21 protein-coding genes are annotated in these 21206 nt (G+C 66.4%); 15 read left to right on the top strand and 6 right to left on the bottom strand.

Annotation, left to right across the window (positions count from 1 at the left end; all coding sequences use genetic code 11):
• Positions 1-72: 72 nt before the first annotated feature.
• Entirely contained in the window at positions 73-825 is a 753-nt protein-coding gene (locus tag GRI42_RS01510; protein WP_160606297.1) for an esterase/lipase family protein, read from the bottom strand.
• Between the two features lie 86 nt (positions 826-911).
• Positions 912-1448, bottom strand: a complete 537-nt coding sequence (locus GRI42_RS01505) for a DUF3617 family protein (RefSeq protein ID WP_160606296.1) — start codon at positions 1446-1448, stop codon at positions 912-914.
• A gap of 97 nt (positions 1449-1545) precedes the next feature.
• Between GRI42_RS01505 and uvrB the strand changes: the two genes are divergently transcribed.
• The 3 genes from uvrB to GRI42_RS01490 are packed head-to-tail and all read left to right on the top strand — an operon-like array spanning position 1546 to position 5884.
• Entirely contained in the window at positions 1546-3741 is a 2196-nt protein-coding gene (uvrB, locus tag GRI42_RS01500; protein WP_160606295.1) for an excinuclease ABC subunit UvrB, read from the top strand.
• A 56-nt stretch (positions 3742-3797) separates the two neighbouring features.
• A complete protein-coding gene (locus GRI42_RS01495) occupies positions 3798-5312 on the top strand; it encodes a S10 family peptidase (protein WP_234033757.1) in 1515 nt (504 codons plus the stop codon).
• 32 nt (positions 5313-5344) lie between these two features.
• Positions 5345-5884, top strand: a complete 540-nt coding sequence (locus tag GRI42_RS01490; protein WP_160606294.1) for a hypothetical protein — start codon at positions 5345-5347, stop codon at positions 5882-5884.
• On the opposite strand, the gene GRI42_RS01485 is transcribed toward GRI42_RS01490, so the two are convergent.
• A complete protein-coding gene (locus tag GRI42_RS01485; protein WP_234033781.1) occupies positions 5826-7880 on the bottom strand; it encodes a protein-disulfide reductase DsbD family protein in 2055 nt (684 codons plus the stop codon). The two genes, GRI42_RS01490 and GRI42_RS01485, sit on opposite strands and share 59 nt — an antisense overlap.
• Before the next feature lie 64 nt (positions 7881-7944).
• On the opposite strand from GRI42_RS01485, the gene GRI42_RS01480 reads away from it, so the two are divergent.
• Positions 7945-9159 carry an FAD-dependent monooxygenase gene (locus GRI42_RS01480; protein ID WP_160606293.1) on the top strand — a complete coding sequence of 405 codons (1215 nt, stop codon included), beginning with the start codon at positions 7945-7947 and terminating at the stop codon, positions 9157-9159.
• Between the two features lie 4 nt (positions 9160-9163).
• On the opposite strand, the gene GRI42_RS01475 is transcribed toward GRI42_RS01480, so the two are convergent.
• The 3 genes from GRI42_RS01475 to hemC are packed head-to-tail and all read right to left on the bottom strand — an operon-like array spanning position 9164 to position 11702.
• Entirely contained in the window at positions 9164-10042 is an 879-nt protein-coding gene (locus GRI42_RS01475; protein WP_325065280.1) for an MICOS complex subunit MIC60, read from the bottom strand.
• A 41-nt stretch (positions 10043-10083) separates the two neighbouring features.
• Positions 10084-10776 (bottom strand): uroporphyrinogen-III synthase, encoded by a 693-nt coding sequence (locus tag GRI42_RS01470; protein ID WP_160606292.1) that lies wholly within the window; start codon positions 10774-10776, stop codon positions 10084-10086.
• The gene (hemC, locus tag GRI42_RS01465; RefSeq protein ID WP_234033756.1) at positions 10773-11702 is read right to left on the bottom strand and encodes a hydroxymethylbilane synthase; all 930 of its coding nucleotides are present in this window, start codon (positions 11700-11702) and stop codon (positions 10773-10775) included. The genes GRI42_RS01470 and hemC overlap by 4 nt, the downstream gene beginning before the upstream one ends.
• Before the next feature lie 48 nt (positions 11703-11750).
• Between hemC and tsaD the strand changes: the two genes are divergently transcribed.
• The 11 genes from tsaD to GRI42_RS01415 all read left to right on the top strand — a co-directional run bounded on the left by tsaD (position 11751) and on the right by GRI42_RS01415 (position 21145).
• Complete coding sequence (gene tsaD, locus GRI42_RS01460) at positions 11751-12791, top strand: tRNA (adenosine(37)-N6)-threonylcarbamoyltransferase complex transferase subunit TsaD (protein ID WP_160606291.1); 1041 nt, start codon at positions 11751-11753, stop codon at positions 12789-12791.
• The gene (locus tag GRI42_RS01455; RefSeq protein WP_160606290.1) at positions 12788-13780 is read left to right on the top strand and encodes an NAD(P)H-dependent glycerol-3-phosphate dehydrogenase; all 993 of its coding nucleotides are present in this window, start codon (positions 12788-12790) and stop codon (positions 13778-13780) included. The genes tsaD and GRI42_RS01455 overlap by 4 nt, the downstream gene beginning before the upstream one ends.
• Positions 13777-15270 carry a lipopolysaccharide biosynthesis protein gene (locus GRI42_RS01450; RefSeq protein WP_160606289.1) on the top strand — a complete coding sequence of 498 codons (1494 nt, stop codon included), beginning with the start codon at positions 13777-13779 and terminating at the stop codon, positions 15268-15270. Before GRI42_RS01455 ends, GRI42_RS01450 begins: the two co-directional genes overlap by 4 nt.
• Positions 15271-15462: 192 nt before the next feature.
• Positions 15463-17088 (top strand): vWA domain-containing protein, encoded by a 1626-nt coding sequence (locus tag GRI42_RS01445; protein WP_160606288.1) that lies wholly within the window; start codon positions 15463-15465, stop codon positions 17086-17088.
• 61 nt (positions 17089-17149) lie between these two features.
• The gene (locus GRI42_RS01440; RefSeq protein ID WP_160606287.1) at positions 17150-17890 is read left to right on the top strand and encodes an OmpA family protein; all 741 of its coding nucleotides are present in this window, start codon (positions 17150-17152) and stop codon (positions 17888-17890) included.
• A complete protein-coding gene (locus GRI42_RS14045; protein ID WP_267904344.1) occupies positions 17890-18021 on the top strand; it encodes a hypothetical protein in 132 nt (43 codons plus the stop codon). Before GRI42_RS01440 ends, GRI42_RS14045 begins: the two co-directional genes overlap by 1 nt.
• A complete protein-coding gene (locus GRI42_RS01435; protein ID WP_160606286.1) occupies positions 18018-18494 on the top strand; it encodes a hypothetical protein in 477 nt (158 codons plus the stop codon). Before GRI42_RS14045 ends, GRI42_RS01435 begins: the two co-directional genes overlap by 4 nt.
• A 63-nt stretch (positions 18495-18557) precedes the next feature.
• The gene (locus GRI42_RS01430; protein ID WP_199800383.1) at positions 18558-18929 is read left to right on the top strand and encodes a response regulator; all 372 of its coding nucleotides are present in this window, start codon (positions 18558-18560) and stop codon (positions 18927-18929) included.
• A 74-nt stretch (positions 18930-19003) separates the two neighbouring features.
• The gene (locus tag GRI42_RS01425; RefSeq protein WP_160606285.1) at positions 19004-19390 is read left to right on the top strand and encodes a four-helix bundle copper-binding protein; all 387 of its coding nucleotides are present in this window, start codon (positions 19004-19006) and stop codon (positions 19388-19390) included.
• A gap of 37 nt (positions 19391-19427) precedes the next feature.
• The gene (locus GRI42_RS01420) at positions 19428-19877 is read left to right on the top strand and encodes a lasso peptide biosynthesis B2 protein (RefSeq protein ID WP_160606284.1); all 450 of its coding nucleotides are present in this window, start codon (positions 19428-19430) and stop codon (positions 19875-19877) included.
• 92 nt (positions 19878-19969) lie between these two features.
• Positions 19970-21145 (top strand): acyl-CoA dehydrogenase, encoded by a 1176-nt coding sequence (locus tag GRI42_RS01415; RefSeq protein WP_160606506.1) that lies wholly within the window; start codon positions 19970-19972, stop codon positions 21143-21145.
• Positions 21146-21206: the final 61 nt, after the last annotated feature.

The raw sequence follows: 21206 nt of genomic DNA, 5'->3' as shown, positions 1-21206 counted from the left end.
CCCGATAGTCTGACCCCCACGCAGGACGCGCGGGGCTGCAGGACCCGGCGTCCTGCTTAACAGACTAAAGGCTCAAGCGCGATCAAGTTCCGAAAGAAGCGCGCCCATGGCCTCGTGCGTGAGGACGAAACCCATGTGCGAGCAGCGCAGGGCAACGGCACGGTCGCGTTCGCCCGGCCGCCCGCAGGCGGAGCGCGGGTGCACGATGCCGTCGCGCGGCGACCAGAAGGCGACCGTTTCGACCGGCGGCTTTTCGCTCACCACGGTGTCGATCTCGGGTTCGTCCACCCGGTGTCCGGCAATCGCCTGATAGGCGCGCCAACCATTGTTCGCACGGGGCGAGCCGGAAAAGGGCGATCCCATGGTCACGACCTTGGCGACTTTGCCGGGGTGCTTCTTGGCCAGTTCGCGCGCCATCACCCCGCCAAGGCTCCAGCCGACCAGCACGATCGGCTCGCCATAGCGCGAATGGAGGTCGAGCAGGCGGCGCTCCACCTTGGCGAAACGGTCAGCGGTCGCACCGAGGTTGTAGCCGAGGCCCCAGCGTTTGGCAGTATGACCCGCCTCTTCCAGCTTGCGCGCCATCCAGCGCATGCGGATCGGGTGCGCTCCGAAGCCGGGCAGCAGCATCACGTGGCGCGGATTGCGCGCTTTCTCGACAGTAAAATCCTCGAACCGGCGCCGGATCGGCTCTACCGGCCACAGGAACTCCTTGGCCAGCAGCAGGGCCCGCGGCCCGCGCGCGTCGTCGGGGCACGGTTCGGCCGCCAGCGCCAGCCGGCGGCTCATTTCCTGGCGCGATTCGTAGAACGGTAACGTTGCCATCGTTCCGTAATAATCCACTACGCCGGATTTCGGTTCCTTGAACCGCCCCGCGTCACATCACGGACGCAAGTGCCGCATGGCGCAGGTCAGGTGCAGTCGCCGGTCCGCGTCATGGAGACCTTCATCGTGACCTTCTTCTCGCCCTGTTCGGACGGTTCGATGGCGGTCATGGTCATTTCGGACGCCGTACCGGTCGAGGTGCTGGCGAGCGAGACCTTCGCATCGCCGCCTGCCGCCTTGCAGGTCATGGCCGCCTGCATGCCGTCGGCATTGGAGGTCAGGCTGTCGACGTTGCAGTCGCCGTTCTGGAGCTGCTCGGCCACGCCGACCATGCCCTTCTTGGCGTCCTCTTCATTGAGGCAGCGCGGCGGAGCCATGCCGCCCATGGCGCCCATGAATTCCTTCGCCTGCGCGATTTCCTGCTCGCTCATGGTCGGATCGACCAGCTCGACCAGTTCCATGTTCATCTTGTACTGGCCCGCTTCCAGCGGCTTCACCTTGGCGGTGGCGGCCTTGATCTCTTCGGCCGAGACGCTGCCGTCCCCGTCCGTGTCCGCATCGTCCGAGCTACCGCAGGATGCGAGGGCGAGACTGGCGATGGCAAGCGTAATGGGAAGGCGCATGGAAAGCTCCGTAGTGATTTGCCCGCGACGCTAGCAGCCGCTGGGCGCGACGCAAGCGGCGTTGCACCGCGCCGGAACGTTCCCCATATGTGCGCGCATGGCAGAGCTAGTTATCCGACGCGGACTCGAAGAACCCGACACCACCGGCGAGTTCGTGCCGCACAAGCCTGCACGCCCGGAAAAGTCGATGGGCGGGCGGCCGTTCAAGCTCGTGTCCGACTACACGCCTTCGGGCGACCAGCCGACCGCGATCGCGGAACTGACAAGCGCGGCGAAGGACGGCGAACAGACGCAGGTGCTGCTGGGCGTGACCGGTTCGGGCAAGACCTTCACCATGGCCAAGGTGATCGAGGAACTGCAGCGCCCCGCCCTGATCCTGGCACCGAACAAGATCCTCGCCGCGCAGCTCTATGGCGAGTTCAAGAGCTTCTTCCCCGAAAACGCGGTCGAGTATTTCGTCAGCTATTACGACTACTACCAGCCCGAAGCCTACGTGCCGCGGTCCGACACCTACATCGAGAAGGAAAGCTCGGTGAACGAGGCGATCGACCGGATGCGCCACTCGGCCACCCGCGCCCTGCTGGAGCGCGACGACGTGATCATCGTCGCTTCGGTCAGCTGCCTCTATGGTATCGGCTCGGTCGAGACTTATTCGGCGATGATCTTCGACATCAAGACCGGCGAAACGGTCGACCAGCGCGAGCTGATCCGAAAGCTGGTGGCGCTGCAATACAAGCGCAACGATGCCGCCTTCGCTCGCGGCAATTTCCGTGTGCGCGGCGACAGTCTCGAAATCTTCCCCTCGCATTACGAGGACATGGCCTGGCGGATCAGCTTCTTCGGCGACGAGATCGAGGAAATCAGCGAATTCGACCCGCTCACCGGCAAGAAGGGCACCACGCTCGACAAGGTGCGTGTCTATGCGAATTCGCACTACGTCACTCCCGGCCCGACGATGAAACAAGCCGCCGAGGCCATCAAGTTCGAGCTGCAGGAACGGCTCAAGGAACTGCACGAGGAAGGCCGCCTGCTCGAAGCCCAGCGGCTGGAGCAGCGCACCAATTTCGACCTCGAGATGATCGCTGCCACCGGTTCGTGCGCGGGGATCGAGAACTACAGCCGCTTCCTCACCGGCCGCCTGCCGGGCGAGCCGCCGCCGACGCTGTTCGAATACCTGCCCGACAATGCGCTGCTGTTCGTGGACGAAAGCCACCAGACCGTGCCGCAGATCGGCGCGATGGCGCGCGGGGACCACCGCCGCAAGCTTACGCTGGCCGAATACGGCTTCCGCCTGCCGTCCTGCATCGACAACCGCCCGCTGCGCTTCAACGAGTGGGACGCGATGCGCCCGCAGACCTTTGCCGTCTCGGCCACGCCCGGTTCGTGGGAGATGGAGCAGACCGGCGGCGTCTTTGCCGAACAGGTCATCCGCCCCACCGGCCTCATCGACCCGCCGGTCGAGATCAAGCCGGTGGAAGACCAGGTCCAGGACTGCATCGAGGAATGCAAGAAGACCGCCAAGCTGGGCTACCGCACGCTTGTCACCACGCTGACCAAGCGGATGGCGGAAGACCTCACCGAATTCATGCACGAGGCGGGCGTGCGTGTGCGTTACATGCATTCCGACGTGGAGACGCTGGAACGTATCGAGCTGATCCGCGACCTGCGACTTGGCGTCTATGACGTGCTGGTCGGCATTAACCTGCTGCGCGAAGGCCTCGACATTCCCGAATGCGGTCTCGTCTGCATTCTCGATGCCGACAAGGAGGGCTTCCTGCGTTCGGAAACCTCGCTGATCCAGACCATCGGCCGCGCCGCGCGTAACGTCGATGGCCGCGTGATCCTCTATGCCGACCGCGTGACCGGCAGCATGGAGCGCGCCATGGCGGAAACCGAGCGCCGCCGCGAGAAGCAGCGCGCCTACAATGAGGAACACGGCATCACGCCGCAGACGATCAAGCGCCAGATCGCCGACATCGTCGCACATACCGCCGCGCAGGATGGCGTAACCGTCGATACGGGCGATGACGAACGCAACAACCTCGTCGGCCACAACCTGCGCGCCTATATCGAGGACCTCGAAAAGCGCATGCGCGCTGCCGCCGCCGATCTCGAATTCGAGGAAGCCGGGCGCCTGCGCGACGAGATCCGCCGACTCGAAAACGACGAGCTCGGCCTTGGCGACGAAGAAAAGAAGGCCCCGCGCGTCGGGCGCAGCGATGCAGGCCGCCCCGGCACCCGCAAGACCCGCTACGGTAAGACGCGCTACAAGCGCATGGGCGGCAAGCCCTAGATTGACGCTCCGCCCATGGCTTTGCATACCGCGGGCCAATGATGAGAGGGCAATCGATGACATTCCGCACCCTTGCCGCCGGCCTCGCCGCCGCGAGCGCTTTCGCCATGATCCCGCAAGCCGCCACTGCGCAGGACAAGGCCGAAAAGGCCGAGAAATCCGCCAGGGAAATCACGCCGCAGGTCCAGAGCCGCGAGTTGTCCGGCACCTTCGGCGGGCAGCGCATCGCCTACAAGGCGACCGTGGGCGAGACGATCCTCACCGGCGACGATGGCAAGCAGGAAGCGGTGATCGTCACCACCAGCTATGTGAAGAGCCCGCGCGATACCTCGCGGCCCGTGTTCTTCATCTACAATGGTGGCCCCGGTTCGGGTTCGGTGTGGCTGCAGATGGGCGCATGGGGGCCGAAGCGGGTCGCCATACCCTCCGACGCGCGCGACGACGGCGCGCCGCCCTACCCGCTGCTCGACAATCCCGACAGCCTGATCGACGTCGCCGACCTCGTCTTTATCGATCCCCCGGGCACGGGCTTCAGCTATCTCACCGACGGAACAGACCCGAAGAAATACTACGGCCTCAGGCAGGACGCGAAGGCCGTGGCGCAGGTCATCCGGCGCTGGATCAACGACAACGGCCGCTGGAATAGCCCCAAGTACCTCGGCGGCGAAAGCTACGGCACGACACGCACCGCGATGGTGGTGGACGAGCTGGAAGGCGGCACCTTCAACGATGTGGGGCTGAACGGGCTGATCCTCGTTTCCACCATCCTCGATTTCGCCGGGCGCGAACCGACGCCGGGCAACGAGATGGCCTATATCCTCACACTGCCGAACATGGCGGCGGCCGCATTCTATCACGGCAAGGTGCAAGCGCCGTCGGTCGAAGCGATCGCGGAAGAAGCACGCCAATTCGCCATCGGCCCCTATGCGACCGCACTGCTGAAGGGACAGGACCTGTCCGCCGCCGAACGCGCGGCCGTGCGTGCGGAGCTGTCGCGCCTGACGGGCCTTTCCGAAGCCTATCTCGACCAGGCGGAACTGCGCGTGACGTCGGAGCGGTTCTACAAGGAACTGTTGCGCGACCGCGGCCTCACCATTGGGCGCCTCGATGCGCGCTATACCGGCCGCGATTATGACAATGCAGGCGAGACGCCGGACAACGACCCCAGCTTCTACGGCATTGATGCAGGCTACACGGCCGCGATCAACTCCTGGTTGCGCGACAGCCTCGGTTTCGAGACGAGCCGCGAATACCAGTCGATCGGACGCGAGCCGGGGCAGCACTGGGACTGGTCGCTGGGCAGCGGCTGGGGCCGCAACGCCTATCTCAACGTCGCGCCCTTCGTCGGCAAGGCGATGCGCGAAAACGCAGGGCTGCGCCTGTTCAACGCGCAGGGCTGGTACGATTTCGCGACCCCCTTCTTCGGCGCGGAATATTCGCTCAACCGGGTGGGGATCCCGCAGGACCGGCTGACCTTCCGCTACTACGACGCGGGGCACATGATGTATGTGCGCGACGAAGACCGGGTAAAACTCAGCGCCGATCTCAGGGCTTTCATCCGGGCGCGTTGACGCACACCCAGCGCGTGGCATAGCTGCCGGTCATGGTCCGCCTGCCCGCGCTTTGCGCCCTTCTCCTGCTGTCTGCCTGCAAACCGCCCGCCTCGGACGAATACGTCACGCGCGAGCGGATCGCGGGCGAACGCACCGCGCCGCGCACGCCGATAGCCTCGCCCGATACGGACGGGGCAGTCTGGGCGCGCAGCACCGACGGTGAACGGCTGCTCTACGGCAAGCCTGGCGCTGCACCCTATTTCGCTCTCGCCTGCGAGGAAGGGCGCATCCGTTACACGCGTTTCGCGGAAGCCGATCCCGATGCAAAGGCGGTCCTAGCGCTCATCGGCAACGGCCATGTCGAACGCCTGTGGATCGATGCGGAAGAAGCGGAAGAAGCATGGGTCTGGCGCGGCCGGATTGCCGCCGACGATCCGCGCCTCGAAGTGCTGACCGGCCCGCGGAGCGTGGAAGCGACCGTGCCGGGTGCAGGATCGCTCAAACTTAACCCCAGCCGCCTTCCGGGCGAATTTATCGGCGAGTGCGCTCCGCCCCCGACTGAGCAAGCTGCGGAAGCAGATCCGGCGTAAGCACCTGCGGCAATTGCTGCGCGTCGCCGCCGGCCGGATACCACAGGTAAAGCGGCACACCTGCCGCCCCTTGGCTGGCAAGGAAGCTGGCGATTTCTTCGTCCTTGCGCGTCCAGTCTCCGCGCAGCGATACGACGCCCGCCTGCTCGAAGGCCGCGCGCGCTTCCTCGCGCTCGATGGCGACGCTCTCGTTGACCTTGCAGGTGACGCACCAGTCGGCGGTGAACCAGACGAAGACCGGCTTCCCGCTTGCCCGCGCTTCGGCCAGCGCGTCTTGCGAGAAGGGACGCGGAGCGAGCAGGCTCTCGGCCTCTTCCGCGACAGGCGGGTCGAACGTTTCGGCCATCGCGAGGCCCGATATCGCCGCTATGGCGAGGCCGACCGCGGTCAGCCGCGTGTCGCGCTTCTCTCCGGCGCGCGAGGGCAGGAAAGCGCCAAGCGCCAGCAATATGCCTGCCGCGACGCCCGTTCCGGCGAGGAAGAAAAGCGGCCCGCCCACACGCCAGAGCAACCAGGCCAGAGCGAGCGCAGTGAGGCCCATCGGCAGCGCCATCCAGCGGCGGAAACGCTCCATCCATGGTCCCGGTGCAGGCAGGCGCTTGCGGATCGCGGGCACGAAACCGACCAGCAGGAAAGGCAGCGCAAGACCCACGCCGAGCGCGGTGAAGATGGCCAGCCCCTCTACCGGGCGCAGCACCAGCGCCGCACCCAGCGCGAGCGCCATGAAGGGGCCGGTGCAAGGCGTGGCAACAAATGCGGCGAGCAGGCCTGTGGCGAAGGAGCCGCCCGAACTGGGCTTTCCGCCCGAAATCGCGATCCCCGGAATGGAAAACAGGCCGAAGAAATTGGCCGTGATTGCCGCAGACAGCACGAAGAGCGACGCGATGATCGCGGGCTCCTGCAACTGGAACGCCCAGCCCACCTGTTGCCCTGCCGACCGCAGCAAGAGGATCAGCGCGCCCAGCCCCGCACAGGCCAGCACGACGCCTGCGGTATAGGCCAGCGCATCGCGCCGCGCCGCCGCCTCGTCGCCGCCAGCCTTCGCCAGCGCCAGCGCCTTGAGGCTGAGGATCGGAAACACGCAGGGCATCACGTTGAGCAGCAGCCCGCCAAGCAGCGATGCGAGGAGCAGCACCCACAATTCGGGCATGACATCCGGGCCCCTCAGGGGCTTCACTGCTTCGAGCGGTACGTCGGCAGGTTCGGCGACGAAACGCACGCCGCGCCCTTCGCCCAGCGAGAGAATGCCTTCGACTTGGGCGGGCGTGTCTCCGCCCGCTTTCCCGATACGGGTCAGCGGCAGTTCGGCAACGAGGAGATTGCCCTCGCGCACCCATGTCTGGATCGCGGCATATTGCGGCCTCAGGCCGTTCCCGAGGTCGGCATTCTCGAGGAAAAGGTGGAGATCGCCCAGTTCCATCGAGGCGGGCAGCGGGATGCCGATGCGCAGGCGTTCGCCTGTAATCTCGAAGCCTGCCGTGCTGTCGAGCAGCGGCGCGACTGCTGCGCGCCAGGTAGCGAAGTCGCCGCCTGACGTAGCCCGCAGCGCCGCATCCTGCGGCACGCAGACGCGGTCGGTGCAGGCAAGGTATTCGACATAGCCCGTTACCGACGCGATACCGGCCACGTCGGCACCCTCGGGCGGCATTACCGGCACGAGGACGGCATACTCGCCCTCGAAAATGTGGTTCATCAGCCCGCCGATCAGCAGGGTCTGCGGCAGGGGGTAGAGCGGCTTTCCGACCACCCAGCCGTCGGGCAGGTCGAGTTGGAGATCCATGCCCTGCCCCGCATCGCCCGGGTTCGCCCAATAGCCGTGCCATTCGGGCGCACTCGGCGTGAACCGCAGGGCCAGCAGCCATTCCTCGCCCGCTTTCGGCGCACCATTGGCGTACAGCTGGACCGCGATATTGTCGTCGCCATAGCGAGGCGCGCGCTCCTGCGCGTGGGACACCACCGGCAGCAGGCACAGGACAGCGATCAGGATCGCTGCCATCCTGACCCGCCAGACGTCCATAATCCTTGCCAGTGTCACGCCGCCCGCTCTAGGGACGGTGCCCATGACAGACAAGCGCGACCTGCTCATTCTCGGCGGCGGACTCGTCGGCTCCACACTGGCGCTGGCAGCCGCGAAACAGGGCTTTACCAGCCACCTGGTCGACCGGGCCGACCCGGCGGAACTGACCGCGGAAGGCTTCGACGGGCGGGCTTCCGCCATCTCGACCGCCAGCTGGCGCCTGTTCCGCAACATCGGCCTCGCCGAAACGCTGGAGCCGCATGGCTGCCCGATCGAGAGCATTGCCGTTCTCGATCAGATGAAGCCGGGCCGCCTCGACTTCACGCCCGAAGAACACGAAGGCTCGCTGGGCCGGATGTTCGCCAACCGCGTGCTGCGCACCGCGTTGTTCGACGCGGTGAAAGCGGAACCGCTCATCACGCTCCACGCGCCGGTCGACGTGACCGAACGCCACCGCGATGCCTATGGCGTCTCCGCCACGCTGACGGACGGACAGGTGCTCAAGGCCGATTTGCTGGTCGGCGCCGAAGGCCGCCGCTCCCCCACGCGCGAGGATGCCGCGCTCAAGATGGCGAGCTGGGACTATTCGCACCGCGCCATCATCACCGGGCTGGACCACTCGAAACCGCATGGCGGCGTGGCATGGGAAATCTTCTATCCCGCAGGACCTTTCGCGCTCCTGCCGCTGCTCGACGGGCCCGACGGCCAGCACCGCAGCGCGCTGGTCTGGACGGTGGACGAGAAAGACGCGGCCGGCGTGCTGAAAATGGGCGAGCGTGCCTTCCTTGCCGAAGTGCAGAAGCGCATGGGAGACCTGCTCGGCGACCTCACTCTGAACAGTCCGCGCACCTCCTACCCGCTCACCTTCCAGCACACCGCGCGCATCGTGGGCGAGCGCATGGCGCTGGTCGGCGACAGTGCTCACGGGATGCATCCGATCGCAGGACAGGGCCTCAATCTCGGCCTGCGCGATGTCGGTGCATTGGTCGAAGTGCTGGGCGATGCGCGCCGGCTCGGCCTCGACATCGGCGATGCGCAGGTGCTGGACCGCTACGAGAAGTGGCGCGCGCTCGATTCTATCATGGTCATGGGCGCAACCGACAGCCTCACCCGCCTGTTCGGCGTACCCGGCAAGGCGGCCAGCGCGGTGCGCAGGCTCGGCATGGCGGGCGTCCAGCGGTCAGGCTGGCTCAAGAAGTTCTTTATGGACGAGGCCCGCGGCGTTTCGGGCGACGTGCCCGAGCTGATGAAGGCCTGAGCGCCTACTCCACCGGGCTCGGCTGTTCGATCCGGTTGCCAGCCCCGTCACGCAGGCGGCGCGGTTCGAGCACGGCTGCGGTCTCGATCAGGTCCAGCGCACGCTGCGCCGAGGCATAGCGTTCCGCATCGCGCAGCCAGCCTTCAGCATTGACCGCGCCCGGCAGGTTGCGAACCTCCGCAACGGCGGCATCCGCGCGGCCCGACTGCAGGAACAGGCGTGCCCGTTCCAGCCGCTTTTCGGGCTGCGGCGACGGCGCGCTTTCGCGGCGGATGGTGAACAGCGCGCCCAGTTCGTCGGCAAAGCGTTCGAGGCTCGGCTTGCCCTCGCCCGACTGCAATTGCGGGGCGAGCCCGTCGAGCCGGGCGATCAGCTGGTCGAGCGTAACCGGCTCGCGCGAGAAGGTTAGGATAGTGTTCACCGCATTGGGCAGCGCATCGCCGAAACGCAGGCGCAGCTGGTCGGCGAGGTAGCCAAGTTCGGCCCCCTTATCGATCGCGCGGCGCGTGGCGAAGGCAATAAGCAGCCCTTCGGCGCGGGCGACATTGCCTGCCGATGCTTCGGCCTGGAGGTCCAGCCGGGCGAGGCGCTGTTCGGCAGCGGCAAGGCGCTGGTCGATGCCGCCCTGTTGCTCGGCGACACGTTCCACCGCCTGTGCGGCGGCGCTTTCACTGGCGCTGGGCGTGGGGCTGGGTGCAGCAGTTTCAGTGGCAGCGGGTTCGGCGATCTGTGCCGGTTCTTGCGCAACTTCTTCCGAGGCGTTCATCCGCCAGGCGACGTAGCCCACCAGGGCAGCCCCCAGCGCAAATGCGCCGGTCACGGCAAGCAGCATGGAGCGCGTGCTGTCCCCGGCCCGCCGAGTGCTCGAATACTCGTCCATCATACTCCAATCCACGACCCCGACGCCACTTTCCGGACGCCTGATTACCCCGCTCCTGTCTGGCACAGTTGTTCCACCAAGGCCAGTAGCTCGGCATCGCGAGGGTGGCTCGAGGTGTGGACGGATTGCCAGCCATCGCCTGCCATGCCGGCAATCCGCGGGCCGAGCGCCGCGACGGTGATGGCCGACCGGTCGATGCCCAGCCGCTCGCATTCCTCGCGCAGGCGCACTGCGGCCTCGCCCGAATGGAGCAGCACGATGCCGCCCTTGCCCAGCGCTGCTGCCATGTCCTCCGGAATATCGAGCCGCACGGTGCGATAGACCACGCGGGTGTCGATATGGGTGCCTTCGGGCGGGTCCAGTTCGACATGCGCCTCGCCGGCCAGCCGCAGCAGGCGGCGACCGTCCAGCTTCGCCTCGTCGAGCAGCGCCTGCAGGCCGCCGCGACCCGTGCGCGACACGATGAATCCCTTTTCGCGCGCGCCCTCGGCTGTCGCTTCGCCCACGGCATAAACGGGCAGCTTGACCAACCGGTCGAGATTGATGCCGCCGTGCCGGAAGACGTTGGAACTGCCGACCAACAGTCCGTCGTAATCATCGGCGGTCGGCGCGCCCCATTCGGCGGGTTCGACCTCAAAAAGCGGGCATCCGCGCGCGTCCAGCCCCAGTGCACGGGCGGTTTCCAGCGTTACGGACAGGCCCGGTTCGGGCCGGAAGACGAAGACCGGGCGGCTCACCCCATCTGCCCGAAATTGACCGACACTTCCCTCGGCGCCTCGCGCAGCATGTCGCCCGCAAGGGCGATGGCCTCGTCCGTGTCGCCCGGCTCGAAGCGCGCTTCGCTTTCGACGCGGATCGATCCGTCGGGGCTGTAGATGGCGGCGCGCATGTGCAGGCGCTCGCCCTCTTGCGTGGTGAGCACGGCGATGGGGCTGTGGCAGGTCCCGCCCAGCCCTTCGAGCAGGGCGCGTTCGGCCAGCACTTCCTGCCGGCTCTGTTCGTGGTCGATGGCGGAAAGAAGCTCGCGCGTGCGTTCGTCGCTGGTGCGGCATTCGACACCGATGGCGGCCTGCGCAGGCGCGGGCAGCCATTCCTGCGGATCGAGCCGCGTGCCGGTATTGTCCTCGCCCAGCCGCATCAGACCCGCAGCGGCAAGGAAAGTCGCATCTGCCTCGCCCGCTTCCAGCTTCGCCATGCGCGTGGCGACATTGCCGCGAATGCCGACCACTTGGAGATCGGGGCGGGCATGGAGCAATTGCGCGGCCCGGCGCGGGGCGCTGGTGCCGACCCGTGCACCTGTGGGAATGGCCGCGATGGAGGCTGCGCCCAGCAGCACGTCGGCCTTGTCCGCGCGCGGCAGGATCGCGCCGATGGCCAGCGCATCGGGGCGGATCGTCTCCACGTCCTTCATCGAATGGACCGCGGCGTCGATGCGGCCCTCGTTCAGCCAGATGTCGAGTTCGCGCGTCCACAGCGCCTTGCCACCGATTTCGGCGAGCGGGCGATCCTGGATCCGGTCGCCGCTGGCGATAACGGGGACGAGTTCGACCGCTCCCACGTCCCAGCCGTGGGCGGCGCACAGGCGCGCGCGCGTCTCTTCGGCCTGCGCCATGGCGAGCGGTGAACGGCGGGTTCCAAGGCGCATGATCGGTGTGTCGGACATTGCGGTCGCTTGCCCTAGCGAGCGAGACCGCTAAGGGAAAGCGAAGTTATGACGCTTGTTCTCGGTATCGAAAGTTCCTGCGACGAAACCGCCGCCGCGCTGGTCGACGGCAACCGGCGGATCGTCGCGCAAAGGATCGCCTCGCAGGACGAGGAACACGCCCCCTTCGGCGGGGTCGTGCCCGAAATCGCCGCGCGTGCCCATGCCGAACGGCTCGCCCCGATGATCGCGGGCGTGCTGGAGGATGCAGGCGTCACGTTGGACGATTGCGATGCCATTGCGGCTACGGCCGGCCCCGGCCTCATCGGCGGGGTCATGGTCGGGCTGGTCAGCGCCAAGGCGCTGGCAATGGCGAGCGATACGCCGCTTATCGCCATCAACCACCTCGAAGGTCATGCGCTAAGCCCGCGCCTTGCCGATGCCGAGCTCGCATTTCCCTATGCCCTGCTGCTGGTGTCGGGCGGGCACTGCCAGATCCTGCGCGTCGACGGGGTCGGCCGCTATCGCCGGTTGGCGACGACCATCGACGATGCGCTGGGCGAGGCGTTCGACAAGACCGCCAAGATCCTCGGCCTCGGCTTCCCCGGCGGCCCTGCGGTCGAACGGCTGGCGGCGACGGGCGATGCGAAGGCCGTCCCGCTGCCCCGCCCCATGGTCGGCAGCGGCGAACCGCATTTCTCCTTCGCTGGCCTCAAGAGCGCCGTGATGCGCGCTCACGAGAGCGGGAAATATGCGCCCGAGGACATCGCGGCGAGCTTCCAGCAGGCCGCAGTCGATTGCGTCATCGACCGGCTGCGGATAGCGCTGGCAGCGATGGGACCCGTTGAAACACTGGTGGTGGCAGGCGGCGTGGCCGCCAATGCGACCGTGCGCTATGCGCTCGAAACCCTCGCGGGAGAGCATTCGATGCGCTTCACCGCGCCGCCGCCCCGCCTCTGCACCGACAATGCGGCGATGATCGCCTGGGCCGGTGTCGAGCGCCTGCAGATGGACGGCTTTGCGCCCGACCCGCTCGATATTTCGGCCCGCCCGCGCTGGCCGCTCGATCCCGAGGCAGAACCCGTGCGCGGTGCAGGAGTGAAGGCATGACGAGCGTCGGGGTTCTGGGAGCCGGTGCATGGGGCACGGCGCTGGCGCAGATGCTGGCAAGCGACGGGCGCGCAGTGCGCATCTGGGCGCGCGAGGAAGAGCTGGTCGCCGAGATCAATGCCGCGCACACCAATTCGCTGTTCCTGCCGAGCGCACGCCTCGCCGAGAGCATTACCGCCACCTCCGACCTTGCCGACATGGCCGCGCTCGACGTGCTGCTGGTGGTCACGCCGGCCCAGCACATGGGCAGCGTGCTGGCTGCCATGCCGTCCCACCCGCGCGACTTGGTGCTGTGTTCCAAGGGTATCGAAGCCGGTTCGGGACGCCTGATGAACCACGTGGCGAAGGAAGCCGCCCCCGGCAGCGCCATTGCCGTATTGTCCGGCCCCACCTTCGCACATGAAGTGGCCGCAGGGCTGCCGACTGCCGTGACGCTCGCCTGCGCCGGCGGTGAGGCGCAATGGGACAGGCTCTCGCCCGTCGTCGCCCGCCCCGCCTTCCGCCCTTATTATTCCGACGACGTGACCGGTGCAGAGATCGGCGGCGCGGTGAAGAACGTCCTCGCCATTGCCTGCGGCGTGGTCGACGGCCTCGGCCTCGGCCAGAACGCCCGCGCGGCGCTGATCGCGCGCGGCTATGCCGAAATGCTGCGCTTCGGCGAGGCGCTGGGCGCAAGGGCGGAAACGCTGGCGGGCCTGTGCGGCCTCGGCGACCTCGTGCTAACCTGCTCTTCCACTTCCAGCCGCAATTTCTCGCTCGGCAAGGCGCTGGGCGAAGGCCAGAGCGCCGAGGCGCTGATGGCGGACCGGCGCACCGTTGCCGAAGGCGCGCATACCGCGCCCGTGCTGGTCGAACTGGCCGCGCGCCACGCCGTCGCCATGCCCATCGTCGCCGCGGTCTATGCGCTGCTGCAGGGCGGCAATCCCAAGGCTGTGGTCGAAGGCATCCTTGCCCGCCCGCTCAAGGCCGAACTGGGCGATGCCGGATGAGTGCCGCCGCGCAGGATGAAGATCTCACTGCCCTTGCCAAGGGCGGACGGCAGAATTTCTTCGGCTTCCTGCTGCGCCTGCTGGCGCGCCTGCCCTTCCTGTTCATCGCGGGCCGCCTTTACGGCCCCGATGCGCTGGGCCGCTTTGCATCGGCACTGGTGGTCGTCGAACTGGTCGCGCTGCTGTGTTCCATGGGCGAGAAGCGCGGCCTTGCGCAGCGTCTTGCCGAAGGGGAGGACGCGCATCCTGCGAACCTCGTCTATGACGGGATGCTGCTGGCGATCGTCTTTTCCGCGATTGCCGCGGTCTTCTTCTGGTTCGTGCCCGCCCCGCTCTTCCCGAGCGGCGAGTTCACCCAGCTCGACCGGCTGATCGTCCTTGCCATTCCCGGCTATGCGCTGACCGAAATCGTGCTGGCAGCGCAGGCCTATCGCTATGACATCGCCACCACGGTGCGCGCCCGCGCGGTGGTAGAGCCGTGGACGATATCCATCATGGCGGGCGTTTTCGTCTTCATTCCCGCGCTTGCCGACAGCGGACTAGCACTGGCCTATCTCGCCTCGATCTATGCCGGGCTAGCGGTCGGCCTGTGGTCTTTCTTCCGCAGCTATGGCCCGCCGCGCCGCTGGCGGCCCGAATTCGGCTATATGCGCAAGGTCACCGCGCGCGCCCTGCCGCTGGCGACGGCCGATGCGATCGAATGGGGCACGCGCCGTCTCGATATTTTCATCCTCGGCCTGTTCGCAGCGCCTGCCGCGGTCGGCGTCTATTACATCGCCCAGCAGGTCGCGAGCCTGCCGCAGAAGCTCAAGACCAGTTTCGAACCGATCCTCGGGCCCGTCATCACCAAGAACCTCAAGACGAAGAACTACGAGGCGATCGCCAAGCAGGTCTGCCAGGTGGGCTTCTGGATCATTGCCGCACAGGCCGGCATCGCGTTGGCGCTGGGCGTTCCGGGCGAAGCGGTCATGGGCCTCGTCGGGCCGGAATTCGTCGGCGGCACGGGCGCGCTGGCCTTCCTGCTGGCAGCAGAAGTGGTCGCGGCAACTGCGGTGGTGTCCGAAGCGGTGCTGATCTACGTCGCGCGGGGCCGCAACCTTGCCATCTCGGTTGGCACCATCGCTTTCCAGGCGGCGCTGACGATCACGCTGATCCTGCTGGTCGAGCGGCTGGGTTACGGAGAGCCGTTCAAGGCCGCAGCAGCCGCCATCGCCCTGATGATCGCGCTGGGCGTGGCAAGCCTCGTGAAGGCCCTGCTGCTGACCCGCATCCTCGGATATCCGATCAACAACTGGCGCTGGGCGCTGGTCTATGCAGTCGCACCGGCAGTGCTGGTCGGCTGGGCCGCGACGCAGCTTCCCGAATGGGCCGAATTGGCATTCGGCATACCGGCGATCCTGCTGACATACGGCTTCATCATCTGGAAACGGGGCTTCGGCCCCGAAGACCGGGTGCTTTTCCAGCGAAATAAGGCAAACACGCCCGAATAGGACGCGTCCTGCCTCGTTTTCCAGAAACACTATAGATTCAAGATTTTACCTGCGTCTTGCAGCCGGTTTCGGCGCGCATCGACGCACGCCCGATTGACTCCCGCCTTATTTATGCCACAATTTGGCCTTGTTGATGCCATTATTTATGTAATAACATCACATCCGGGAGAACGAATCGTGGAGAGGAAGAAAATGGACAATAGGACACGTCTTGCCGGCGGCTCGATGGCGCTGGCATCCACCATGGCCTTGCTGATGCTCGCCGGATGCGAAGCGACCAACCGGAACGAGCAGGTCGAACACGTCACCACGTTGGATATTGCCGAACCGGCCTATGCGCCGATGTACGAAAGTGCCGAGGCCGTCGCCGCTCCCCCGCCCGTCATGGCGCCCTGGACCGGCGATCCCGCGCTGATCCCGCCGGAAGACCGCGAACGCTATGCCGGGGAGGCGGTGTCGCCCATCCGGATTGCCGCGGTGGAGCCGGTGTCCACCTTCTCGGTCGATGTAGATACGGGCGCCTATGCGAATGCCCGCCGCTTCCTGACCATGGGGCAATTGCCTCCGCAGGATGCCGTGCGCACGGAAGAGATGATCAACTACTTCCGCTATGACTACGCCGCGCCGCAGGACCGCTCCAAGCCGTTCTCGGTCACGCTCGACACGGCAGCCAGCCCGTGGAACGCGCAAGCGAAGCTGGTGCGCGTGGGGCTGCGTGGATACGACTTGCCGCGAGACCAGCGTCCGGCGGCGAACCTCGTCTTCCTCGTCGACGGCTCTGGCTCGATGCAGGACGCGGACAAGCTGCCGCTGGTCAAGCGCGCGCTGTCGGGCCTCGCGGGCGAGATGCGCTCGCAGGACAAGGTCTCGATCGTGGTCTATGCCGGTTCGACCGGCGTGGTGCTCGAACCCACAAGCAGTCCGGGCCGGGTGCGCGCCGCGCTCTCGCAGCTCGAGGCAGGCGGATCGACGGCGGGCGCTGCCGGGCTCGAACTGGCCTATGCCATGGCGCAAAAAGGCTTCATCGAAGGCGGAGTGAACCGCGTGATCCTGGCTACCGATGGTGATTTCAACGTCGGCATTTCCAACACCGATATGCTGATCGACATGATCGAGCGGAAGCGCGACAGCGGCATCACGCTGACCACGCTCGGCTTCGGGACAGGCAATTACAACGAGGCGATGATGGAGCAGATCGCCAATCACGGTAACGGCAATTACGCCTATATCGACAGCGCGCTCGAAGCGAAGAAGGTGCTGCGCGACGAGATGAGCTCGACGCTTTTCACCATCGCCAAGGACGTCAAGATCCAGGTCGAATTCAATCCCGCCGCGGTCAGCCAGTACCGCCTGATCGGCTACGAGAACCGCGTGCTGCGCGAAGAGGATTTTGCCAACGACCGCGTCGATGCCGGCGATATCGGGGCAGGCCACCAGGTCACCGCGCTCTACGAGGTGATCCCCGCAGGTGCGAAAGGCTGGATCGGCGATCGGCGCTATGCGGCGAACAAGGGCAAGGCGCCCGCAGGCGACGCGAGCGAGGCCGCCTTCGTCCAACTGCGTTACAAGCTGCCCGGCGCATCGCAGTCGAAGCTGCTGCAGTACCGCCTGCCTGCAACTGCACTGGAAACACGGCGCCTGCCGCAGGGCGACTTCGCCTTTGCCACTGCCGTTGCGGCCTATGGACAGAAGCTGCGCGGCGATGCGCTGCTCGCAGATTTCGGATGGGACCAGGTCGTCCGGCTCGCCGGAAGTCAGCGCGATTTCTGGCGACAGGAGTTCGTCGAGCTCGCCCGCACGGCCGAAGCGCAGATGTAATACCCCGCCCCGCGCGCCGCAGGTCTTGCACCCACGCGGCGCGCGGCTAGAAGGCGGGGCGATGACGTCGCGCCCCGCCCTCACAATCGCGCTCGGTGCCGCCCTCGTGGCGGCGCTCGGCTATGCGGCGAGCGGTCCTGGCGCCGATGCAATGGGTACGCGCCTCTCCGGACAGGCCGATGCGGCATTGAAGGAAGCCGGTCTCGGCATGGTCAGCGCGCAGTTCACGGACCGCTTCGGTGCGCCCACGCGCCATCCCATGCTCTCTGGCGGCGAAAAGCTCGACGAAGGCCGCCGCGCAGAAGCTGCACGACTGGTCGCCTCGCTTCCCGGCGTGGGCGGGACGAGCTGGGAAGACGGTTTCGCCAATGCCTCAGCAGGCGCGATCGAATACGAGCCGCTGCACTGCCAGGAAGACGTCGAAGGGCTGCTGCGCACCCGCTCGATCCGTTTCGAGGAAGCGAGCGCGGAACTGCTGCCGGTCAGCATGATCCTGATCGACGAGGTGGCGGACGCGCTGCGCCCCTGCCTCGGCTCGATCATCGCGATTACCGGCCATACCGACGACACGGGCACCGAGCCGGGTAATATCGCGCTCAGCATGGACCGTGCGCGTGCCGTGCGCGAGGCGCTGGTCCAGCGCGGCATCCCGCGCGATGGTCTGCGCGCGCAGGGCGTCGGATCGGCAGAGCCGGTCGAGGGCCTGGCTCCCAACGATCCGGCCAATCGCCGCATCGAATTCTCGGTCGTCCGGATCGAGCCGCTCAAACCCACGCCAGTCGATACGCCGGGACCGCGCTGATGCCCATCTGGCTCGAAACCACCGCCCTCATGCTGGCCGCCTACGGGATCGGCCTCGCCATCGGCTGGACCATTTGGGGCCGCGCACCAGCGCCGGATACGGAAGATATGCAGGAGAAGGATACGCTATGAGCGAACTCATCGCCGAACAGTGGCTGCTGGTCGTCGTCGCCCTCGTCATCGGGCTGGTCGTCGCATTCTACCTCTTCCACGCAGGCAAGCGCACCCGCGTCACCGGCGCGAAAAGCGACGTGCTGGACGAAGGCGCGGAAAAAGCGCAGCGCAATGCCGCGCTGATCGACAGTGCGCCTGCCGCCACGCGCGATGCGACGCAAACGGCTGCGCCCGCTCCCGCCGCGACCGGCGGTGACGACCTCACCCGCATCAAGGGCGTCGGTCCGAAGCTTGCCGCAACGCTCGCCTCGCTCGGCGTGACGCGGTTCGAACAGATCGCCGCCTGGGACGATGCCGAAATCGACCGGATCGACGCGCAGCTCGGCCGCTTCGGAGGCCGTATCCGCCGCGATGACTGGGTCGGCCAGGCCGCCTTCCTCGCCAAGGGCGACACGGCAGGCTTTACGCAGAAATACGGCGCCACCGCCTGATCCGGGAACCATCCCCTCCCAACGCGTTAATCATTTGGGTCGAGAGCGCGTGAGGAGACACGGATGGGACAATTGCAGCAGCCGTTGCGCATTCTCGTGGCCGAGGATGAACTGATTATCGGCTACGACCTGTGCGATACCGTGGCGGAAGCCGGGTACGTCGTGGAAGGCCCGTTCGACGACCTTTCGTCGGCCATGCTCGCCTACCAGAAGAACAAGCCCGACATCGCGATCCTCGACGTCCAGCTTGGCGATGGCATCGTCTATCCGCTTGCCGAACAGATGATGGCGGAAGACGTGAAGGTCATCTTCCATTCCGGCCAGTTGACACCCGACGAGGTGCATGAGCGCTTCCCCGGTGCCCGCGCACTGATGAAGCCCTGCCCGCCTGCCGAAGTCATCCATTCGGTGCAGGAAGCTGCCCTGACCCACTGAGTTCCGCTTGCCGGAACCTACCGCGCGCTCCGTCCATTGGCTTGTCATACGCAAGACAATTCAAGGAGTTCGCCATGTCCCTTCCCAAGATGATCGCCGCCCATCCGCAGGTGCAGGACGAGACCGAGGAACTGGTCCTCGCCGCGCGCCACGCGATGCTGTGTTCGCTGTTCTGTACCTCCTGCGCCGATGCCTGCGTGGCAGAGGACATGGACATGGCGCAATGCATCAGGAACTGCCTCGACTGCGCCGACGTCTGCGCCGCCACCGCCCGCCTCGCCGTGCGCCGCACCGCGCAGAACATCGAGGTCCTGCGCGCCCAGCTGGAAACCTGCATCAAGGCCTGCGAGACCTGCGCTGCCGAATGCGCTCAGCACGACAATCCGCACTGCCAGCTTTGCGCGACCATGTGCCGCGAATGTGCCGAAGACTGCCGCAAGGCCCTGCCGCTCGTTAAGTGAGGCAAAGCACGCCCGCTCGTGATATGCTGGGGGCTTCATGTCGAAGCTCCAGTCCTTCCTTGCCCTAGACGGCGCCGAGCGGATCGCCACTTTCGAGGCGATGGGACTGCTGCTTTACGCAAGGCTGCTGGTCGCGATGGTGCCGCCGCGGCGCTGGCGTTCGCGCTTCGGTTCGATCGGCTGCGCTTCACCCCGAGGCGGGCGCGAGGCCGTCGATCTCGGCACGGTCAGGCGCATGCGCCTTGCCGTGATGCGCGCGCTGCGCAATGTGCCCGGCGCGCCCAATTGCCTGCCGCAGGCACTGGCGGCCCGCTGGATGCTGGAGCGGCGCGGGATCGCCTCCGACCTTTACATCGGCACCCAGCGCGCGCCAGGCGACCACCCACGCTTCCACGCCTGGCTCAAAGTGGGCGAGGAATGGGTCACGGGAATATGCGACGAGGGCGAATATGCCCTCTTTTCTACAGGCGATGCAGAAGTGGCCTGAAAGGGCGCTTGTCCGGCCTTGCACCGCGCCGCGCTTGGTGCCAGTGCCCGACCCGTAACAAAGGAGACTATATGGCCGGCCCTAACAGCGGGATGGTGCCCTTCGACTGGGAAGACCCGTTCAACCTCGACGACCAGCTGACCGAGGAAGAGCGGATGATCCGCGATGCAGCCAATGCCTTTGCACAGGGCGAACTGCAGCCGCGCGTCACCGACGCCTATCGCGAGGAAATGGACGCGCCCGAACTCTTCCCGCTGATGGGCCAGGCCGGCCTGCTGGGTGCGACCGTGCCCGAGGAATACGGCGGCGCAGGTGCCAGCTATGTCGCCTACGGCCTCATCGCGCGCGAAATCGAGCGCGTCGACAGCGGCTACCGCTCGATGGCTTCGGTCCAGTCCAGCCTCGTGATGTATCCGATTCACGCCTATGGTTCGGAAGAACAGAAGCGCAAATACCTGCCCGGCCTCGCCAGCGGCGAACTGATCGGCTGCTTCGGCCTGACCGAACCCGACGCGGGCTCCGACCCGGCCGGCATGAAGACCGTCGCGAAGAAGGATGGCGACGGCTACAAGATCTCCGGTTCCAAGACCTGGATTTCCAACGCCCCCTTCGCCGACGTCTTCGTCGTCTGGGCGAAGAGCGAGGCGCACGGCGGTGGCATCCGCGGCTTCATCCTCGAAAAGGGAATGGAGGGGCTTTCCGCTCCCAAGATCAAGGGCAAGCTGTCGCTGCGCGCCTCGACCACCGGCATGATCGTCATGGACGAGGTCAAGGTGGGTGCGGACGCGCTGCTGCCCGAAGTGCAGGGCCTCAAAGGTCCCTTCGGCTGCCTCAACCGCGCGCGTTACGGCATCAGCTGGGGCGCGCTGGGGGCAGCGGAATTCTGCATGCACGCCGCGCGCCAGTACGGCCTCGACCGTCACCAGTTCGGCGTGCCGCTGGCATCGAAGCAGCTCTACCAGCTGAAGCTTGCCGACATGATGACCGAAATCTCGCTCGGCCTGCAGGGATCCTTGCGCGTCGGCCGCCTGATGGACGAAGGCAAATTCTCGCCCGACATGATCTCGATCGTGAAGCGCAACAATGTCGGCAAGGCGCTGGATATCGCGCGCAAGGCCCGCGACATGCACGGCGGCAACGGCATTTCCGAAGAATACCAGGTGATCCGTCACATGGTGAACCTGGAAACGGTCAACACCTACGAAGGCACGCATGACGTCCATGCGCTGATCCTCGGTCGAGCCATCACCGGGATCGCCGCGTTCTGATCCCCTTTCCTACTTTTGCGCGTGGTGGCATCAGGGTCTCATGAGAGAGCCGAGAACCGCA

This window comes from Qipengyuania gaetbuli (assembly GCF_009827315.1).
Taxonomy (GTDB): domain Bacteria; phylum Pseudomonadota; class Alphaproteobacteria; order Sphingomonadales; family Sphingomonadaceae; genus Qipengyuania; species Qipengyuania gaetbuli.
This window is presented reverse-complemented; position numbering and strand designations above follow the sequence as displayed.

Bases quoted from the DNA above. Each gene is read 5' to 3' on its own strand.
- GRI42_RS01510 (WP_160606297.1), bottom strand. From the start codon at position 825: ATGGCAACGTTACCGTTCTACGAATCGCGCCAGGAAATGAGCCGCCGG.
- GRI42_RS01505 (WP_160606296.1), bottom strand. From the start codon at position 1,448: ATGCGCCTTCCCATTACGCTTGCCATCGCCAGTCTCGCCCTCGCATCC.
- uvrB (WP_160606295.1), top strand. From the start codon at position 1,546: ATGGCAGAGCTAGTTATCCGACGCGGACTCGAAGAACCCGACACCACC.
- GRI42_RS01495 (WP_234033757.1), top strand. From the start codon at position 3,798: ATGACATTCCGCACCCTTGCCGCCGGCCTCGCCGCCGCGAGCGCTTTC.
- GRI42_RS01490 (WP_160606294.1), top strand. From the start codon at position 5,345: ATGGTCCGCCTGCCCGCGCTTTGCGCCCTTCTCCTGCTGTCTGCCTGC.
- GRI42_RS01485 (WP_234033781.1), bottom strand. From the start codon at position 7,880: ATGGCAGCGATCCTGATCGCTGTCCTGTGCCTGCTGCCGGTGGTGTCC.
- GRI42_RS01480 (WP_160606293.1), top strand. From the start codon at position 7,945: ATGACAGACAAGCGCGACCTGCTCATTCTCGGCGGCGGACTCGTCGGC.
- GRI42_RS01475 (WP_325065280.1), bottom strand. From the start codon at position 10,042: ATGATGGACGAGTATTCGAGCACTCGGCGGGCCGGGGACAGCACGCGC.
- hemC (WP_234033756.1), bottom strand. From the start codon at position 11,702: ATGTCCGACACACCGATCATGCGCCTTGGAACCCGCCGTTCACCGCTC.
- tsaD (WP_160606291.1), top strand. From the start codon at position 11,751: ATGACGCTTGTTCTCGGTATCGAAAGTTCCTGCGACGAAACCGCCGCC.
- GRI42_RS01455 (WP_160606290.1), top strand. From the start codon at position 12,788: ATGACGAGCGTCGGGGTTCTGGGAGCCGGTGCATGGGGCACGGCGCTG.
- GRI42_RS01450 (WP_160606289.1), top strand. From the start codon at position 13,777: ATGAGTGCCGCCGCGCAGGATGAAGATCTCACTGCCCTTGCCAAGGGC.
- GRI42_RS01445 (WP_160606288.1), top strand. From the start codon at position 15,463: ATGGACAATAGGACACGTCTTGCCGGCGGCTCGATGGCGCTGGCATCC.
- GRI42_RS01440 (WP_160606287.1), top strand. From the start codon at position 17,150: ATGACGTCGCGCCCCGCCCTCACAATCGCGCTCGGTGCCGCCCTCGTG.
- GRI42_RS14045 (WP_267904344.1), top strand. From the start codon at position 17,890: ATGCCCATCTGGCTCGAAACCACCGCCCTCATGCTGGCCGCCTACGGG.
- GRI42_RS01435 (WP_160606286.1), top strand. From the start codon at position 18,018: ATGAGCGAACTCATCGCCGAACAGTGGCTGCTGGTCGTCGTCGCCCTC.
- GRI42_RS01430 (WP_199800383.1), top strand. From the start codon at position 18,558: ATGGGACAATTGCAGCAGCCGTTGCGCATTCTCGTGGCCGAGGATGAA.
- GRI42_RS01425 (WP_160606285.1), top strand. From the start codon at position 19,004: ATGTCCCTTCCCAAGATGATCGCCGCCCATCCGCAGGTGCAGGACGAG.
- GRI42_RS01420 (WP_160606284.1), top strand. From the start codon at position 19,428: ATGTCGAAGCTCCAGTCCTTCCTTGCCCTAGACGGCGCCGAGCGGATC.
- GRI42_RS01415 (WP_160606506.1), top strand. From the start codon at position 19,970: ATGGTGCCCTTCGACTGGGAAGACCCGTTCAACCTCGACGACCAGCTG.